Here is a 15,716-nt window from a genome sequence, read left to right as displayed (position 1 = left end):
GCCTCCTTTCTACTCTTTCATGCCCGAAGTAGCCATCGTCTGCATGACGCTGCTCTGGGAGATGATGAACAAGGTGATCGGTACGATCATAAGCAGCAGTGCAACCGCTGCACCAACCCCCGCTCTCGCTATTCCTCCCTGAACAATCTGGCTGAGCGCGTAATGCAATGTTTTAAGATTCTCACTGTAAATAAAACTTCCACCGTCTGTTCCCCAGAGGGCCGGAAACTGCAAAATCATCAGAGTAAGCCAAGCCGGCTTCACATTAGGCATCACAATACTCCAGAAAATCCGGTATTCATTCGCGCCATCAATCTTCGCTGCCTCCAGCAGTGCATCTGGGATCTGTTCCATGAACTGTTTCATCAGGAACAGTCCCAAGGAGAACGCTAGGGATGGCACGATAATCGAAGCATGACTGTTAATCCAGCCGAGCCAGGACATCACCATGTAGTTCGGGATGGCAGTGACATGCGGCGAAAACATGAGGGACAGAATGACAATCGTGAACAATACCTTAGAACCGGGAAAACGATATTTCGCCAGTGGATAAGCCGCCGCAGAGGCCAGAAGGATATGTCCTGCTGTTCCCAGGATCGTAATGAGCAATGTATTGGCAATATAGCGGGATAACGGTACCCACGAATTGCCCATCAGATTGATCAGATCCGCGAAATTCTCCGTTGTCGGATTGTTCACCCAGAAGCGCGGTGGAAAAATAAATAATTCATCCAGCGGCTTAAATGCGTTGTTAACAGCATAGATGAGAGGTAATACCATAAATGATCCAAACACGGCCAGCAGGGCAAACAGCATCAGGCTGACGGTAAATGACCGATTCAGTCTTTTGGGCATGCCGAACACGGCACGTACTTTGCTGGTCATTGTCATTCACCTATCTTTCTCAGCATTTTTTGCGTCAAGACGTTCGTACCAAGCATCAGTGCAAACAGCACCGTTGCAATGGCCGAGGCATATCCCATCTCGAAGCGAATGTTGCCGAAGTCCATCAAGTGGGTAACGACCGTATGCGCTGCATAGTTAACACTTGGGAAACCGGCCAAGGCAATCGAAATTTCGGCTACAGCAAACGAAGCCGTAATTTGCATGACCGCGCCAAACATGAGTTGGGGTCTCATCGATGGCAGGGTAATATACCAGAGCTCCTGCCAGCGATTTTTGATCCCATCCACGGTACCGGCTTCCACCAGGGAGCGGTCAATCGTCTGCAGACCTGCGATAAAAGCCAGGAAGCTGGTTCCAAGACTGAGCCATAGCTGAACGATAATGACGATGGCCAGCACGTATCTCTCATCTGCGAGCCATTGGATGGGTTCCAGAGTGACGCCCAGGCGCATCAGGAAACCATTCATGTACCCGTAGCTGTCACCGGAGAAGATGATCAGCCAGATGAAAAACACGTTACCGGATATGGATGGAGCGTAGAATACCAGCGTCATGACCGCCCGGATTTTGGGAGACAGTTCATTGATGATCCAGGCAAACAAAAAGCAGGCAATATAACTGACTGGGCCGGTGATAACGGCAAACAGTAGCGTATTTTTCAGAGCAATTAAAAAGACATCGTCCCCCAGGAACAGGCGTGAATAGTTTTGCCAGCCGATAAAACGCGGCAGCTCCAGCATATTAAAGTGGAAAAAGCTGAGCCCAAGCGAAATGCCGACCGGTATGACAGTGAACATGAAAAAGATCAACATAAACGGTGCCATCAATACGTAATAGTGTCTGCTGAGATACAGATCCCTTTTCAAAAGGGACCACCTGCCCGCTGGACGCGTATGGATGGCAGGAGCGGCTGCTGTCTTGGCTGTTTTGGCTTGCAACCGTTACCCTCCCTTCCTTCTACTTCAGATTGAATTCCTTGCGCTTCAACTCGATTTCATCATCGATATACAGGACATAGTCCGACAGGGCCTCACGCGGGTTTTCGTTGGCGTTGACTACTTTACGGAATGCATTGTCCAGATGCCTGCCTGTGAAATAACCTCCCGGCAGCTGCGGGATACCCTGTACCCATTTCCATTGTTTCTCCAGATTTTGATAATCCTTCACGGGCCAAGGCAGCTGCTGAAGTGCCTTAATATTGGCCGTCGGATAGCGGGCAGCTGCCCCCATCAGGCCTTCCATTTCTCTTCCGTATTCGATCTGGGTCTGCTCATCGGTCCACCATTTCATGAACTTCCATGCAGCTTCCTTGTTGCCTGCATTTTCGAGCATCATTACGGCGCTGGTCGCACTGGCTACCTCATGCCGTATAGTACCGTCCGGAAGCTCCGTACCCGGAACAATGGTAAAATCCCAGAGGTTGCGAATTTCCGGTGCCATAACCGTCAGCATGTTGTACGTGGTATAATCGGCGATGCCAATCGGCATTTCCCCAGTACGGAACCGGTTTGGAAAGTCTGCCTTGAGCGGAAATTTGTAATTGGTATAGAACTGGGTCCAGCGTTTAAATGCATCCATTGAAATCTCCGAATCCAGTGCACTCTTCTTCTGATCTTCCGTATAGAAGGTGCCATCATTCTGATACAACAGCATGGCAAAAGTGGAATTCGGTACAAGGTTTGCATTGTTCAGCGTATCCTCGATCGGCAGATAGAACTCCATGTTGTGTTTTTGCAGCACCGCGATGGCGTTATAGACGTCCTGCCATGTCTTCGGCGGTTCAAGGCCCAGCTCATTCAGGATATCTTTACGGTAAAAAAGCATCGGGAAGTGCTGCTGCTCCGGCAACGCGTAGACCCCGTCATTGTAACGGTAAGGCGTCAGTCCGCTTTCACGGAACCGACCGGAAATCTCTTCGAAGTCCGGGAACTTGCTCAGATCCGCTGCTGCATTTCTCATCGCATAGTTCACGGGAATGTCCTCACCCATCTGCATGGCCACGTCCGGTCCTTCCCCCGAAAGCGTTGCAGGCAGCAGAATGTTGGGCGGAACAAGGCGCAATTGTACAGAGACATCGGTATCCGGGGTAAACGAATCATCGATCAGACCCTTAAGCACCTGTGCCTGATCCCGTCCAGTTGTAATCCAGACGGTAATTGCGTCTTTCTTTTGCTCCACGTTGCCGATACTGTCGTAATCTTCCGTATAGGAAGCCACATAGGCACCCAGTTCATGCTTTACTTGCTGGATGGCCGAAGAATTTGCATCCGGCAGCGAACCACCTGGCTGGGATACGACAAGGTAATCCATCGTAATGGGCTGCTCTCGCACGGTCAGAATCCAGGTGCCAAGTCCGCCCACGTTAATCTTGAATGTATCCAATCGTTTCGGTACCGTCTCGGGTCTGGCCACCATATCCTTAAGCTGAACGACCATTGCATTCAGAATCGCAACTTTATCGCTCTGCTCACCCGTGGCCTGCTCCAGATAGGCTGCTACCGAGCTAAGTGTATCCGCCTGTCGTTCAAACACCTCGGTCATCTCCGGAATACGCCGTTCGAGCTGATAGTCCCGCAGCGGATCGGGCTGGTTCGAGGTGATCATTAATATTTTGCGGTACATCTCGTTCAGTTCCAGCACGCTGGACTCCACCGTACGAAGCAGCGGAGCGATATCACCCAGTGTGACCGTCATCCGAATGCGGTGTTTCCCTTTATCAAGATGGAACTGATAGGGCTGTTCTTCTCCGGCTCCAAGGACTTGCGTTTGCCAGGAAGGACTGTAATTAAAACGAATGCGTTTCATTTCCTTGAACGGTACCTTGCCGTCAATGGTCAGACTGCGGGTGGCATAAATGCCGCGCAGTTGGTCCTGCTTCACCTTCAGCGCGATCTGATATAACCCGTCTTCCGGCACGTCAACCTCCCACTCAATCCATTCACCAGGCAGCTTCCAGTTTATCCCTCCAATGGCATTAATCCGAATCTTCGAAACGTGATATGGCTCCAGTGAAGGACTGGATCGATCCGAGATGGGTGACAGTGTCGGCGACGACTTGCTCACTGCCTGCTCTGCCTGAACCTTCAACATGACAGGCTCAGCCGGCTTCAAGCCACGTGTCTCATAACTTGCCTGCAAATCCGCATAGGAAGGGACGTCCTCTTCCTGATACAGTTCGAAATAATCAATGGCCATGCTCTCTCTTAGCGAGGTGAGCGTTAGATCCTGTGTACCCTTTTCAAAATAAAATTGGAACGGCTCCTCGAAGTAACCTGCGCTATCCCTGAAGGAAGCGAGCTGCCACTCGGGCTGTTCCACCTGTCTCGGCCTGAGATCGTTGCCGCGGTCATCCCGCCTGATGTCTTCTTCCCGATTGCCCCACACCCTGTCGAACAGCAGGACATCAGCACCCCTGAATGGAACCTGCCCGTTTAACTCCAGCCTGCGTTCAATCCCTGAACTCTTGCCTTCAACGGGATAATAGTGGATGCGGACATGGTACAGACCACTCGCTTGTACGGGCACATCCCAGCGAATGCTTCCGGTTTCAGGTGTAATGACGGCTTTGCCATCCAATCCTTCATATCCCTGTACAACTTCGAACGCCCCGCCTTCCGCCTGAACATAAGATTCGCCTTCAATTCGTATGACGTTATCCGGCTTGGCGCTGCTGGCATGCATACTCAGATAATGTTCATAGCTGCTTTCATCGTCCGTGTTCGAGACCGCTTCAAAATCTTCGAGCGCATGTACCGTTCCTGTGCTTTGATCACGCGATGGATAGATCGTCCAGATCGAGAACACTAAGGCCAGGACAAGCACCAGAATCAGCCCCATTTTCTTACGTGACCGCATGTTCGAATGTATCCCCTTTCCTGTAAGCGTAGCGACCATAAAACGGTTGACTAACTAACCCGGACAGACCGCACCGATACGGATGCGTTCTGCCCGTGAATAGTGTAGGTGCTTATTTATATACCTCATCAATCGCTGCCTGGAAGGGAGCCTTGTATTTCTCAATCAGCGTAGATACGGATACGCCCTCTTTAAGCTCTGCATCAAAGTCCCAGAATGGCAAGGACGGGAATGTATTATGGTCGAGTACAAGCATGCCCTCTGCAACCTCTCTAGCGTTATTGATGTCCGCCTCATCCGTCAGGTGTGTCTCCAGCGTGGATTGGCCGGGATACTCGTAGATCGAATCAATCTCGTTAATTTTCTCCCAGATGTACATCAGTTGTTCCGGATTCTCCACCGCTTTAGGAATTGTAATTGCCTGGTAGCGTGATTCACCGGAGTGATACGCCGAAGCACTTGGTCCTTTGGGAAAAGGTACAAAGCCGATATCATAATCCTTCATATCCGTCATAATGCCTTCCACCTCGTACATTGCTCCTGCGTACATCAGTGTATTACCTTGACGGAAGAAGGTGGATGGTTCTGTCCAGTCGCCGCCTTCTGAAGCTCTGCCGACTTTCTCGGTTGCCATTTTGGACAGGAAGTTCAGCGCTTCTTTGGTCTTCGGATCTTCCAGGTTCTGCTTATCTTCTTTGGTCAGAGAAGCTTCGTTGGAATACAAAACGGGTTCAAGAAGACCTGTCTGAGCAAGTCCCCACGTATCCAGCTTGCCATCATTGTTTCGATCCTTGTTTGCTTCTTTTGCGACGCTAAGGAATGTATCCCAGTTCCATTCATCGGCATCCACATATTCCTGCAATGGCTTCAAGCCCAGTTCCTGCATAAGGGTCCGATTGTAGAAAATGCCGTTAATAAATGAAGATTGATCTTCGGTAAACCCGTAGCCCTTGCCTTCGTACTGCATGTATTCCTTGGTCGTTTTCTGGTTGAATACCTTGTCGTTTTTGATATAGTCATCCACTGGCCACAAAAGATCCTGTTTGGTCAATGCGGGGATGGCGTAATCCTTACCGAGCCTTACAAAGTCCCCAAGCGGTTCACCTGCCATCAGGGAAGCCACCACTTTCTCCTGATACTCACCAAAGTCGATGGAAATATATTCGATGTTAAAGTTGTGTTTTTTCTTCAGTGCTTCCAGATTTTCGAGGCGCTGAATATTGTCCGGGTTATTGTCCTGAATCTCCATATCCCACCAAGCAACCACTTTGATGGTCCGGCCGCCCATATCAAAATCCATCTCCGGCGTGGAGTTTGCATTCTCGGGCTCCGTTTCGGCAGGTTGTTGTTCCTCCTGAGGTGCCGGTTTCTCCGGTTCAGGTTGCGCGGTTGGCGTAGAACTGCATGCAGCAATTAGTAGCATGACCGCGAATACCAGACTCAGCAGCATAAACTTGTTTTTTCTCATCGTCTTCCCCCCTGATTGTCGTTTGCTCCCACAGTGTATCTCTCGGATGAAAGCGCAAACAACCTGATGAAACTTAGATATTTACCCTGTCAAATTATAGAAAGGCAGGCTTTTGAAGAGATACGCTTTCTTTTTAATGTGAATTGGTAAAGAAATGCACTGTCTGAAAAAAGTTGCACATTGTATGCGCTTTCTTTTATTCCCATAATAAAAATATGCCTTTATCCAGAGATGAACCGCCCGAACGAAATTCAGGAAGGTGAGGTCATGCTTCTTGTACAATATGCTGCTTGTCGATTACAGTCGCCGTTGGTCCAGAGAACTTCAGCATCTGCTGAACCATAACAAATCGCAGTATGTGATCGGTGAATGTGTCCATTCTGCTCCTGCAGCCCTGACTGCTTTGTCTGAAAGGCTATTTGCCATTGTTGTTGTATTTACGGAGCAGTATGATACGGCTGGGCTGTGGTTATGTCACCACATACGGAAAACCAGTGATATTCCAATCCTTCTACTGGGTGGAAGAGATCACTACCGACTTGTGCGGAAAGCACTGGCTTATCAGGTAAATGACTATTTGTCTGGTCCAGTCCGTCCCTCGGATCTGCTGAACAGTTTACTTGGAATGCAGAGCAGGCTGAGCTCTGAACCAGTCAAACAAAGTATGCCTAGTAAATCCCCTATTCCAATCTACGGAAAAGCAATGAACTCGAGTCATGTCATCCGCCTTGTCAAAGCCTATATCCGGGATCATCTGGGGGATGAAATCACGTTAAGGAAAATTTCCGATATGCTGCATTTCAATTGCGCCTACCTGGGCCAGAAGTTCAAGCTGGAGGAAAGTATGTCTTTCACGGATTACTTGCTTCAACAGCGTATGGAAAAAGCCAAGCAGCTTCTATCCTCAACCCGTTTGCGAATATACGAGATAGCTATAGAGGTCGGTTATAAGGATATTGATTGGTTTTACAAAAAGTTCAAATCGTATACCGGTTCAAGTCCCAATGCCTACCGGAGACAGAAAACCCATACGGCATAGGATGAATGAATCTGTTTGCTATTTGGAACTCTTCCAGTCAAACCAAAAACGCAGGAGCATCTGCTCCTGCGTTTTTATCATATCCGGATTCTTTTAACATCTGATGAAGACAGTTTACCTATCGTAAATGTACGGAAGCATACTTGACTCATGTAACCTGTGTCAGCCAATTATTTCTGTTTTATTGCATTCCCCTATCGAACCAGCAAGGATTCGCGATATTCCTGCGGCGTCATACCTGTCAGCTTCTTGAACAGACGAGTAAACGAATGAGCTGCTTCATAACCAACTTGCAGCGCGATCTCCCGTACCATAAGATCCGTATGGGCCAGCAGCTCCTTGGCTCTTCGAATGCGGCAATCGTCAATAAACTCGGATAAGTTGATCCCGGTTTCCTGCTTGAAGAATCGGGAGAGATAGGATGGGTTGAAATGATTCAATTCAGCCAGTCGGACCAAGGATAAATCCTTCTCCAGATTATTTTTGATGTATGTGCATATCGTTTGGGTTACCAAATTAGCCCGTTCCGCTTCATTGGCCTGTTTGAATTGAACCAACTGATCAGCTGCCTGGTACAGGTTGTGTACGGCCTCCCGTATACTTCGGTAATCTCCGAGATGAAGAAGGCTTCGCTGATCAGGGATCTCATGCGGAAGCCCCCAACGATTGAATGTGGTGTACAGCATCAGTGCCAAGTGATAGTACGTCTCCATCGCTCGCTCCATGATCATGTCCTGATGCAGCAATTCATTGATCAGCTCTTCAAAGACGTCATAAAAAGACTGGAACCTGCCGGTTTCCAAATAACCGATCATTATTTCGATCCGGCTTGAAATGCGCAAATAATCCTTGGAAGCCCCTACTGCAGGTTCTTCGGTTTTATCTGTTAACACCATGGATATCCCGTCCCCGATCTTCATCCACTGCAGGAGACGCAAACGTTCGTATTGTCTTGGAATTTGGGACCATGGACAGCCCTGTCCGCTTAATGCGAATGCAATGGATACACCTAATGAGGACTGGCAAGCTTCTTGTACAAGTTCCAATGTCCCTTCGACATAGGTGACAAAATGATCGTCCGAGCTGACTTTCTCTCTATTCGGTTGAATCAGCCAGACCGCATCGCCATAATGATCGGTTACGCTGGCAGATATCGCATGTTCACGAATAAGCGAAGAGCCGATCACTCGAATGGATGCTTGAACATGTTCGAGATCAGCCGGGTTTACAGGCATCGTGTTGAATCGTCCAAGCACCAGGAACACCGGGGAATCGGCTTGCAATTCAATGTTTCTTCGGGTCAGCTCAGCTTGGATCTCATCTGCTGAACCGGCCGGCTTACACTGCTGAAGAAGCTTACGCACATATTCCTCCTGCTGCAGCGCGGCTAATCTGGAAGTAATCTCATCAGACTGTTCCAGCACTTCATTCATGGTATGACTTTGCCGAATCTCTTCGATTACCTGTTCGACGACGGTCATTACTTTGTCATAGCCCTCCGTTTTGAGTAGATACCTTACGTTGCCCATTTGAAAAGCCTTGTAGGCGTAATCAAAATCACTGTGTCCCGTCAAGAAAATAACGCGGCATTGCGGCCATCGGGCCTTAATCTCCTCGGTCAGCTCCAGGCCGCTCGTTCCCGGCATACGGATATCCGTCAGTACAATGTCTATCCTGGAGCGCCGCATCCAAGATAACGCCTCCGCAGCAGAATAGGCTTTGCACACGTCAAGATTGTCTGGCATATATCTGGCAAACGTCTCATACAGACTATCCGTGATAATCTCCTCATCGTCCACGATCAAAAGTCTATACATTCGTTATTCGACTCCCCTTCCTTCCGCCTGAATCCGAACAGCGACCCTTAGCCCCTGCAGCTCACTCCTGGAGAGAAAAAGACCACTTTTTTCCCCATAGGTCAGTCTAAGGCGCCGGTGTATATTCATTAATCCGGTCATTTCATCTGTACTTGTTTCATTCAGCAGCCGTTCCTGGAGGAGCTCAATATCTTCCATGCGCAGCTCGTTTCCGTTGTCTTCCACGACAAATTCGATAAAGGATTCCTCCATATAGAAATGTACGCGCAAGAGACCCATATCTGTATTTTTTTCAAGACTATGCTCGTAAGCATTCTCAATAATCGGCTGAATAATCAGCCTGGGCACCTGAATCTGTTCCATCTCCAGGGGTACCTGCCCGAAGTCCACCTTGATACGTCTGGAGAATCGCAGCTGCTGAATTTCCGTATAGATTCTCGAATGCTCCACTTCCTCCTTTATGGGAACATGATCTGTCCCGTTTCGGGTGATGAAGCGAAAATACTCGCCAAGCATGTTCGTAAATTGTTCAATGCGATCCGTATCTCCTGTTCTGGCGAGGGAATTTAAAATAAAGAAGCTATTGTACAGAAAATGCGGATTAATCTGGGATTGAAGCTGTCTTAATTCTGCCCGCTGCATCATCATGGTCATTTTGAAATCACGGTCAATCAGCTGCTGAAGATTTTCGATCATAAGATTGAAACGGCTGTACAAGAAACCGAATTCGTCTTTTCGATGATGGTTAATTGGGATGTCCAGCACGCCTCCCTCCATTTTCTTGAACCTTTTGACAAGCAGCAGCAGCGGCATGTGGATCAGCTTGTAGCTGGAATACAGATACGCCGCAATGGCGATGAATGAAGTGATGGCAAAAATCCAGGCCCATTGAACAAATCTGCTGAGGGGTTTGGTTACGATTTCCTCCGGCAAATAGGTGGCTACGGACAAGCCCAGCGTACTTATATGAAGCTGGTTCACATGATACACGGTATCGTCCACACTCACCTGAAAGTTGCTTTGCGAATTTGTAGGACTGGACTTGCGGTGACTGGACAGAATGGCATCACGCCGCTGGTCCGAGATGGCAAGCCCCGTTTTGTCCTCAACCAGCAATGTTGTGCTCTCGGGATAAAGATTCAGCTGTGACAATTCATTCTGAACTTCCGCGTTATCCAGTTCCACTTGGACAACAAACAGCGGATCCTCACCTCTTTGACCAGTTAGTCTTACAGCGCTAAGATTCAGGTTGTCACCTTTCACAGTAAAGCGAATCCCTTTTTCTTCTCGGGTTGAGCTAAAGTAGCTAAAGGATTCCTGATCAAAGTCATCAATGCCCTGCACGGCCGATACACTCTTGTTGACTGAAGGGATATGTACGTAAACGTTCCTGATGTAAGCACTGCTGTTTTTGAAAGCAGCCAATCGTTCCGATAAATAATTCAACGTTTCACGTCGCTCCACTTGATCCATCATGTTCCATAGAATGGCAAGCCGGTTCAGTTTGCGGTCTTCCGCGATGTCGAACTGCTGCAGTTCCATCCATTCGATCTCCCTGTTCAGCTCCATGGCAAATTGGTTCAAACGCCGATCAGTCGACAAGGATATTTCCTGGCTTGCCGTATCGTAACTCCAGTGATATAGATATACGCCAAGAAGAATCAGCGGAATGACAAAAGCCAGATAAGTCATGATTAGTCTTGCAAATATGCTGTTGAGCCACGACTGGGCAGGGATCCTAAACAACCCTTTCACCTCCTGTAAGCCAAACCACGAAAGGATTGTGAATTAATTCGAAGATGCCAACGAGCCGTGATCCCCTCCACCATTGGTTCTGAACCACGCATTCACCTCCGATGTAATTTCTTCCCCACCCAGCTTGTACCAATCGTCGACGAACCGATCAAACTCTTCGAGGGGCGAGCCAAGGATAATATTCATATAGGCTTCAAGCTGGAGATCTCGAAGAATAATTTGCCGGTCTACCATGGTTTCGGTTATCCCCCCGGTATATTCGTCGTACATCAGCTGCCCGTTCAAGTCATAGGCATCGGCAATGCTAAAAGCACCCGAAGGGCCATAGGTCTGTTTCCATCCCCATCCACTCTTTATGCCTTCGGAGTCATAAGCAACCATTCGTTTGTGGATCGCTAGTGCTTCACTCTCCAAGCTGGAGTAATCCCCTTTTTCTGTGGCGTCACGAATATCTCTGTAGGCATCTATGTTTTTGGTTCCTGGAAACGGTGTTACTGGTGAAAGCTTCCAGACGGCGCGTGAGTCATCATTGTAGTACTTTTCATACTCAGCTTGTTCACCCCAGTTTTTGTCCAGATGCAGATTCATAAGCTTGACGATGACCTCAGGATGCGCAAATCCCTTTTTTACGGCAAAATATTGTCCTGTATTGGAACGCAGCGGGACCCGTATGTCTTTTCCAGACTCGGCCACAAGAGGGTAGGCTTGCCACTCTGCGGCGGGGTCCGTATCACGCGTAGTCTGCAGCATGAATGGGGTCCACTGTTCACCATACAGCATGCCTATTTTACCGTCCTGAACCAGTCGATACTCCTTACTTCCGTTTTTGTAGGCAAACTCGGGATCAACCTGGCCATTAAGGTATAAGTTTCGCAGCATTTCAAGCGCTTGTTTGACCTCCGGTTGTATGCCACCGTAAACGAGATTCCCCTTCTTATCCTTGATCCAGATATTCGGATAAGCTTCGTAACCGGCCATGAACCCGGATACACCCATGACGGGATCCCACAAATAACTCGTCATCGCCATTCCGTAGGTGTCGTTTTGCCCGTTACCATCGGGGTCTCCTTGTGTGAACGCTTCCGATATGATCAGGACCTCCTCCATCGTTCTTGGGGGCTGTAGATCCAGTTTTTCGAGCCAATCCTTTCTGATCCACAGATACTGCGCCGTTTCAATGGAAGATGACGATTCAGGGATGGCCATCAGTCTACCGTTTATGGTAGCAGCGTCGAACGCACCTCTACCCTCAGCCTCCAATATTTTTTTGGTAAGAGGAGTGGCTTGCGTCTGGTACACTTCGGTTAGGTCTTCAATTAATCCGGCATTGCTTAACTGCCTGAGCTGGTATGGGTTTACTTTGACAACGTCAGGGAAACGGCCTGAAGCAAGGGCTACCCCCAGCTTCTGATTATAAACGTCACCCGTTGCGATCCAGTCATAACGAATCTGAATTCCCAATTCTTCTTCATACAAGCGTGTCCAGCGATTATCTATCAGACTTTCACCCGGTAACTCCTCAACCATTCGCTCCAGTTCCTCCTCTGTTTCCCTGACAAAAGTGACTTGTATGGACGGAACATATTTTCCTTCCTCCTCAGAAGGCTCTCCCTGCTGCCCCGCGGGTAACGGTTGCGTCTGCTCAGACATTCCTTGCATAAGGCTTACAGGCATGAGCACCGCAAGGAGCAGAATTAAGGTCCATCTTGTTCTGTACTTCCATCGATTAGACACGACAACTTGCCCCATTTCTATTGGAATGAATCATGCCATTTATTTTATGGATCATACGGAATTCAATCATTCTATATCCAATGATCCGTAGGCGTACAAAAAGCCGCCACCAGGCGACTTTATGCATACCATTGTGTGTTCATTGCCTAGATAACCTGGTATTCGAAATTGGAGAAATCGGCTATTCCTCCAATAACCTTCGTGGAATAGAGGAATAAGCCAATCCGGCAGCCCATGAAATGGTCCAATTTATAGAACATCTTGTGAGGGATGCCAACTGGCTTCCACTCCGTAGCATCAAGATAGGCAAAAGAACACTCATCCTGATTGTTCACAAAATGACCTGACGCCTGGAGCGTAACGACCGGCCCGGCTACGGGGATTCGTGCATGTTCCGTGGCAGGTTCCTGATCAATCAAATTCCCGAATATGCTGGAATCCTCACTTTCCCGTGCATGCATGACAAGGTAGAACTGTCCTTCATCCCTAGTTAACGCAATCAGACCGTAAGTTCCTATTAAAAAACATATGCCTGCATAATCACCATCGTTTAATCCGCTGCCGTCCAGTGTCACGTTAACCGTACATGCAGGTCCCATCGCGCGCTGGGTTAATGTGTTTACGGCAAACGTTAAGTTCGGACTGAGCTGACCGCTCCGAATACGATATGTACCAGGCTTCTCGGTTACAGTCCAAAGCTCATCATGGGGCGTATGATTCCACTGCCAAAAATCACGCAGGCGTACTCTACCGTCTTCTCCAATGTGATAACTGAAATCGTCGCTACCTACCAGTGGGCTATATTGATAATCCGGCCTTGTGCTAGGAATATCAATTTCTTTTGGTGCCTTGCTTGCAAAAACGGGTATACTGCCTTCGAAATGCACGGGAACAAGTACTGGAATACGACCCACCGCACCATGATCCTGAAACAGCATAGCATACCATTCTCCATTCGGTGTATCAACAATCCCACCTTGCGCAACACCTGAATTGAAATAATCCATATCATCGTTAAAAACTTCCCCACCGACAAATTCACCTTCTATCGTATCCGCCATGAAGTAAGCCTGAGTTCTTCGTCCCGCCTCTTTCGAAATGTGAATCAGGAACACATAATACTTCCCATTGATTTTATAGAAATGGGCACCCTCGTATCCCAGATGGTAAGGCTCTCGCTCTTTTACGATTAAACGCTGCAATCCCCCCGGTTTGGGTCCTGACAGATCAGCTTTTAACTCGATCAGATGAATTTCGGTATTGCCATGTACCAGATATACCCGGTCGTCATCGTCAAAGAAAAGTGAGCAATCATGATAAAAGCCCTCAACAATGCGTTTGTTCCATGGCCCCAATATAGATGAAGATGTGTACAAATACGTTTTTCGCGTATCATTGGCTACAAAGATTACATAAAAAGTCCCTTGATGATACCGAAGTGAAGCTGCCCACATTCCTTTACTATAAATCTGCTTGCCGTCTTCCAGTCTTTGGGCGGGTGTGTCATCCAGTCTATCATACACATGAGTTGCCACTTCCCAATGCATCAGATCATATGAACGCAGGATGACACATCCTGGCATCATATGCATCGTCGTACTCACCATGTAATACGTATCTTCTACGCGGATGACATCGAGATCCGGATAATCGGCCCATAGAATCGGATTGTGATGAACCATTCCTTAATACACCCCGCTTATTTTGAATATTGTAAAAATATCGTTAGAAATAGAATTCAAACACTGACTCCTCAGTCAAACCCATTTTACATGTTTTAATCCAGAAGCAACAGAAAAAAATAACATCGTTCTCCATTATAATGAAGGTTGATGCCACTTCCGCATACAGCATAATAAATTCCCATGCAATCGTTATATGACAAGAAGATTAATCATGAGTTGACGAGTGCTAGCCCGCTTGAACAGACTGATTATGTGATTTTGTGGATGCAAGAACAATCACATCCTATAGTAAAAGGTGGAGTAATAAAATTATCATTTAAGCGCTTTCATAAATAGATAAGCTAATATGACCTTCTCTTTAAAACCAAATACATGCCAAAAAAAAGATTTTAAAGGGCGGCTTCAAGGGATGATTATATAAGTAGGGAGGCCCGCGAGGCCCCCCTTAAACTTGTTATTTTTCCGGGTATGGATCAATCATGCGAATGGTTCCATCGGAGTTATACGTCAGTTCGGCAAATTTGACACAGCGCTTGTAATCGACACCGCCGGACAGGGAACAGTCATGATAAAATAAATACCATTTATCCTCAAATTGAACAATGGAATGATGTGTTGTCCATCCCAAAACAGGCGGTAATATAGTGCCCTGGAACGTGAATGGTCCCATAGGATTGTCCCCTGTAGCATACACAAGCTTGTGCGTTGTTCCCGTGGAGTAAGACAAATAATACTTACCATTATACTTGTGCATCCATGGGCCTTCGAAATATCTGCAATCTTCGTTGCTGGCGGTAAGCGGGTTGCCTTCCTGATCCACGATTACAATTTCCAATGCTTCCGTAGACATAGAAATCATATCCTCGCTGAGCTTGGCAATTCGTGGGCCAAGGGCAGGCGCATCCGGAGCAGGACCTTCGGCATCTTCCACGTAGCTTCCCGTCTGCCACTTCTCCAACTGTCCGCCCCACAGCCCGCCAAAGAGCATGTAGGCCGCGTCGTCCTCGTCAATGAATACGGCAGGGTCAATGCTGAAGCTGCCTGGGATGTACTGCTCCTCAGGTTGGAATGGACCTTGGGGAGAAGAGCTTGTTGCTACGCCGATCCGGAAGATGCCGTCATGATCACGTGCGGGGAAAAACAGATAATATTTCCCGTTTTTGTACGCTGCATCTGGCGCCCACATCTGACTGGATGCCCACGGGACATCCTTAACGTGAAGCACTTCACCATGATCCACGACCGGTGAATTCAGATCGGCCATGGACAATACGTGATAATCCTCCATTTTGTATTGGTCTCCGTTGTCATTCACCGGACCGTCATGATCCAGATCATGAGATGGATAGATATAGATCCGATCTTCAAAAACATGTGCTGATGGATCTGCAGTATAGATGTGGGTGACTAACGGTTGATGCGGTTTAGGCACTTCAGACATTCAAATACTCCCTTTC

The 15,716-nt window shown here is 47.9% G+C and carries 10 protein-coding genes; 1 reads left to right on the top strand and 9 read right to left on the bottom strand.

Annotated features, from left to right (window positions below):
• Positions 1 to 9: 9 nt before the first annotated feature.
• The 4 genes from PIL01S_RS06790 to PIL01S_RS06775 all read right to left on the bottom strand — a co-directional run bounded on the left by PIL01S_RS06790 (position 10) and on the right by PIL01S_RS06775 (position 6,229).
• Positions 10 to 885, bottom strand: coding sequence for a carbohydrate ABC transporter permease (locus PIL01S_RS06790; RefSeq protein WP_076288847.1), 876 nt, complete (start codon positions 883 to 885; stop codon positions 10 to 12).
• A 2-nt stretch (positions 886 to 887) separates the two neighbouring features.
• Positions 888 to 1,805 (bottom strand): carbohydrate ABC transporter permease, encoded by a 918-nt coding sequence (locus PIL01S_RS06785; RefSeq protein WP_371859934.1) that lies wholly within the window; start codon positions 1,803 to 1,805, stop codon positions 888 to 890.
• Between the two features lie 58 nt (positions 1,806 to 1,863).
• Complete coding sequence (locus PIL01S_RS06780; protein WP_127536845.1) at positions 1,864 to 4,761, bottom strand: extracellular solute-binding protein; 2,898 nt, start codon at positions 4,759 to 4,761, stop codon at positions 1,864 to 1,866.
• 112 nt (positions 4,762 to 4,873) lie between these two features.
• Positions 4,874 to 6,229: an extracellular solute-binding protein gene (locus tag PIL01S_RS06775; RefSeq protein ID WP_127536844.1), complete on the bottom strand. Its 1,356-nt coding sequence runs from the start codon at positions 6,227 to 6,229 to the stop codon at positions 4,874 to 4,876.
• A gap of 283 nt (positions 6,230 to 6,512) precedes the next feature.
• On the opposite strand from PIL01S_RS06775, the gene PIL01S_RS06770 reads away from it, so the two are divergent.
• Complete coding sequence (locus PIL01S_RS06770; RefSeq protein WP_246058140.1) at positions 6,513 to 7,268, top strand: helix-turn-helix domain-containing protein; 756 nt, start codon at positions 6,513 to 6,515, stop codon at positions 7,266 to 7,268.
• 194 nt (positions 7,269 to 7,462) lie between these two features.
• Here PIL01S_RS06770 and PIL01S_RS06765 read toward each other — a convergent pair whose 3' ends face one another.
• From PIL01S_RS06765 to PIL01S_RS06745, 5 genes are all read right to left on the bottom strand, one after another.
• On the bottom strand, positions 7,463 to 9,085 hold the full coding sequence (locus tag PIL01S_RS06765; RefSeq protein ID WP_127536842.1) for a response regulator: 1,623 nt from the start codon (positions 9,083 to 9,085) through the stop codon (positions 7,463 to 7,465).
• Between the two features lie 3 nt (positions 9,086 to 9,088).
• Entirely contained in the window at positions 9,089 to 10,831 is a 1,743-nt protein-coding gene (locus tag PIL01S_RS06760) for a sensor histidine kinase (RefSeq protein ID WP_307720978.1), read from the bottom strand.
• 42 nt (positions 10,832 to 10,873) lie between these two features.
• Positions 10,874 to 12,574, bottom strand: coding sequence for an extracellular solute-binding protein (locus PIL01S_RS06755; RefSeq protein WP_246058106.1), 1,701 nt, complete (start codon positions 12,572 to 12,574; stop codon positions 10,874 to 10,876).
• A 146-nt stretch (positions 12,575 to 12,720) separates the two neighbouring features.
• Positions 12,721 to 14,256 carry a glycoside hydrolase family 43 protein gene (locus tag PIL01S_RS06750; protein ID WP_127536841.1) on the bottom strand — a complete coding sequence of 512 codons (1,536 nt, stop codon included), beginning with the start codon at positions 14,254 to 14,256 and terminating at the stop codon, positions 12,721 to 12,723.
• 457 nt (positions 14,257 to 14,713) lie between these two features.
• Complete coding sequence (locus PIL01S_RS06745) at positions 14,714 to 15,700, bottom strand: glycoside hydrolase family 43 protein (protein ID WP_127536840.1); 987 nt, start codon at positions 15,698 to 15,700, stop codon at positions 14,714 to 14,716.
• Positions 15,701 to 15,716 lie beyond the last annotated feature (16 nt).

This window comes from Paenibacillus illinoisensis NBRC 15959 (assembly GCF_004000925.1).
GTDB classification, from domain to species: Bacteria; Bacillota; Bacilli; order Paenibacillales; family Paenibacillaceae; genus Paenibacillus; species Paenibacillus illinoisensis.
Note: the sequence above shows the minus strand (reverse complement) of the source record. Positions and strands in the feature narration are given on the sequence as shown.

Bases quoted from the DNA above. Each gene is read 5' to 3' on its own strand.
- PIL01S_RS06790 (WP_076288847.1), bottom strand. From the start codon at position 885: ATGACCAGCAAAGTACGTGCCGTGTTCGGCATGCCCAAAAGACTGAAT.
- PIL01S_RS06780 (WP_127536845.1), bottom strand. From the start codon at position 4,761: ATGCGGTCACGTAAGAAAATGGGGCTGATTCTGGTGCTTGTCCTGGCC.
- PIL01S_RS06775 (WP_127536844.1), bottom strand. From the start codon at position 6,229: ATGAGAAAAAACAAGTTTATGCTGCTGAGTCTGGTATTCGCGGTCATG.
- PIL01S_RS06770 (WP_246058140.1), top strand. From the start codon at position 6,513: ATGCTGCTTGTCGATTACAGTCGCCGTTGGTCCAGAGAACTTCAGCAT.
- PIL01S_RS06765 (WP_127536842.1), bottom strand. From the start codon at position 9,085: ATGTATAGACTTTTGATCGTGGACGATGAGGAGATTATCACGGATAGT.
- PIL01S_RS06750 (WP_127536841.1), bottom strand. From the start codon at position 14,256: ATGGTTCATCACAATCCGATTCTATGGGCCGATTATCCGGATCTCGAT.
- PIL01S_RS06745 (WP_127536840.1), bottom strand. From the start codon at position 15,700: ATGTCTGAAGTGCCTAAACCGCATCAACCGTTAGTCACCCACATCTAT.